We start from the raw sequence: 2,116 nt of genomic DNA, 5'->3' as shown, positions 1-2,116 counted from the left end.
GATGAAGACGGTCCAGGCACGGGGGCCGGAGGCGAGGGCGCCGGGATCGGAAGCGGCGGGCAGGGGAGCGGCACCGGCGGCGGCGCCGCGTCGCGCGCCCGGCGCGTGAGCGGCTCGATCTCAGGCGCGACTGATTATCCTGCGGCCGCCCGCCGCGCGGGCATCGAGGGTTCCGTCTCCGTGCGGTTCACCGTCGAGACCGACGGCAGCGTCAGCGGATGCCGGGTGACACGCTCCACCGCCTCGCCGGAGCTCGACGCCACCACCTGCCGCCTCATCGAACGCCGCTTCCGCTACGAGCCCGCCACCGACGGAGCCGGCCGTCCGGTGCCGGAAACGATAAGCAGAACCTTCGACTGGCTGCTGCCCGGCAGGCGCTAGCCGCGCCGCTCCGCGAAAAAATCCCTGAGCAAGGCCGCCGCTTCGCTCTCGCCGATGCCGCTGTAGATTTCAGGGGCGTGGTGGCAGGTCGGCTGGCCGAACAGGCGCGGGCCGTGAAGCACGGCGCCGCCCTTCGGATCGGGCGCGGCGAAATAGAGCCGATCGATCCGCGCCAGTGCGATCGCGCCGGCGCACATCGCGCATGGCTCCAGCGTCACCCAGAGGTCGCAGCCGTCGAGCCGCGAGGTGCCGAGCGTGGCAGCCGCGGCGCGAAGCGCGGCGATCTCGGCATGGGCGGTCGGATCGTTGCTCGTCCGCATCACGTTGCGCCGGGCGGCAACGATGTCTCCGCCGCGCATCACAACCGCACCCACGGGCACTTCGCCGGCAAGCGCCGCCTCGCGTGCCTGATCGAGCGCAAGGCGCATCGGCTCGGGAAGTGGGAAGGTCATGAGGCCGCTTAGCGGCAGCGGGCGATGCGCGCTACGCCGGTCGGGGCGCGGCGGGCCGCTTCAGCAGCACATAGAATGCAAACACCACCCCGGGCAGATAGCCGAGGCAGGTGAGCCCGAAGGCGATCCAGAAGTTCCGGGTGACCCCTTCGCTGAGGAAGAGGGCCAGCGGCGGCAGGAGAAGGGCCGCGACGATCAGTCCTGCGGACATGGCGCGCGGCCCTCCCGTCCCTTATTCCTTGCCGTCGTCCTTGACGCCGACCACAGGCACGTCGACCTTAGTCTTCTCCGTTTCGATCTTCGGCACGGACACGTTGGTCTCCGTGGTGCCCACCACGATTTCCTTCGAATCCACATCAACATCGGGCAGCTTGCCGCCCTCGGCGCTGACGTCGACCTTCGGAAGCTCGCCTTCCTTCACGTCCGCCTTCCAGAAGCCGGTGGCGAACAATACGATCGCGATCAGCACGACCACGACCAGAAGACCCAAAACAGTACGTCTCATTGTCACTCCTCCCTGCTGAACCATGCAGTTCCGGGTTTAACGTAGATCATCGCAAACGGTTGCACCCCCGCAACGACTTCCCGGCTCTTCCCCCCGCGGCGGGAGGTTGACGGAAGCGCGTCCTGCGGTTATTTGCCCGCACTTTCCGGGGCATCGGCCCCATTCCAGGAAGAGATACGATGTCGCGCATTTGCGAGCTGACCGGCAAGGGCCGGCAGGTGGGTCACAATGTTTCCCACGCCAACAACAAGACCAAGCGCACGTTCCTGCCGAACCTGCAGAACGTCACCCTCATCTCCGACGCGCTCGGTCGCGGCGTGAAGCTGCGCGTCTCGATGAACGGGCTCCGCTCGGTCGAGCATGTCGGTGGGCTCGACAATTGGCTCGCCAAGACGTCGGACGACAAATTGAGCCTCAAGGTCCGCCGCCTGAAGCGCGAGATCGAGAAGAAGGCGACGGCCGAGGCCTGATCGCTCTTCCTTCGGGAAGCTGCTTCGAACTCCTCTGACGCACTCTCCGCCCGCCGCGGAGGGTGCGTTTTCGCGTGCGGAATCAGGCCCATCCCGATGAACGGCGCCTGACACGGGCATTCAGACAGGGCTCAAGCGAATCACTCCATAAGCACCTCATCGACGACGGCCGGCGCGACCCAGATTCGGAAGCGCAGACCGGAAGCGCCGACCACGAGATCGAAGTGTGAAGGAGTTCATCATGTTGAAGAAGATCACCATCGGAGCCGCACTCGCCGCCAGCACCATCGCTGCCGTTCCGGCCCCCG

5 protein-coding genes are annotated in these 2,116 nt (G+C 66.8%); 2 read left to right on the top strand and 3 right to left on the bottom strand.

The window, feature by feature from the left end:
- Window positions 1-381 (top strand): energy transducer TonB (locus VF662_RS13620; RefSeq protein WP_464142205.1); only part of this gene is annotated, 381 nt, incomplete at its 5' end.
- On the opposite strand, the gene VF662_RS13615 is transcribed toward VF662_RS13620, so the two are convergent.
- From VF662_RS13615 to VF662_RS13605, 3 genes are read right to left on the bottom strand one after another with little or no spacing between them, the layout of a single operon-like run.
- The gene (locus VF662_RS13615; RefSeq protein WP_464142203.1) at window positions 378-833 is read right to left on the bottom strand and encodes a nucleoside deaminase; all 456 of its coding nucleotides are present in this window, start codon (window positions 831-833) and stop codon (window positions 378-380) included. The genes VF662_RS13620 and VF662_RS13615 overlap by 4 nt on opposite strands.
- Window positions 834-864: 31 nt before the next feature.
- Complete coding sequence (locus VF662_RS13610; RefSeq protein ID WP_464142201.1) at window positions 865-1,044, bottom strand: YqaE/Pmp3 family membrane protein; 180 nt, start codon at window positions 1,042-1,044, stop codon at window positions 865-867.
- A gap of 21 nt (window positions 1,045-1,065) precedes the next feature.
- A complete protein-coding gene (locus VF662_RS13605) occupies window positions 1,066-1,338 on the bottom strand; it encodes a hypothetical protein (RefSeq protein WP_464142199.1) in 273 nt (90 codons plus the stop codon).
- Window positions 1,339-1,517: 179 nt separating this feature from the next.
- On the opposite strand from VF662_RS13605, the gene rpmB reads away from it, so the two are divergent.
- A complete protein-coding gene (gene rpmB / locus VF662_RS13600) occupies window positions 1,518-1,808 on the top strand; it encodes a 50S ribosomal protein L28 (protein WP_464142197.1) in 291 nt (96 codons plus the stop codon).
- The last annotated feature ends 308 nt before the right edge of the window (window positions 1,809-2,116 follow it).

The organism is Allosphingosinicella sp. (assembly GCF_036387215.1).
GTDB lineage: Bacteria > Pseudomonadota > Alphaproteobacteria > Sphingomonadales > Sphingomonadaceae > Allosphingosinicella.
Note: the sequence above shows the minus strand (reverse complement) of the source record. Positions and strands in the feature narration are given on the sequence as shown.

Excerpts from the sequence above, each read along its gene's own strand:
- VF662_RS13605 (WP_464142199.1), bottom strand. The coding sequence starts at position 1,338 with ATGAGACGTACTGTTTTGGGTCTTCTGGTCGTGGTCGTGCTGATCGCG.
- VF662_RS13615 (WP_464142203.1), bottom strand. The coding sequence starts at position 833 with ATGACCTTCCCACTTCCCGAGCCGATGCGCCTTGCGCTCGATCAGGCA.
- rpmB (WP_464142197.1), top strand. The coding sequence starts at position 1,518 with ATGTCGCGCATTTGCGAGCTGACCGGCAAGGGCCGGCAGGTGGGTCAC.
- VF662_RS13610 (WP_464142201.1), bottom strand. The coding sequence starts at position 1,044 with ATGTCCGCAGGACTGATCGTCGCGGCCCTTCTCCTGCCGCCGCTGGCC.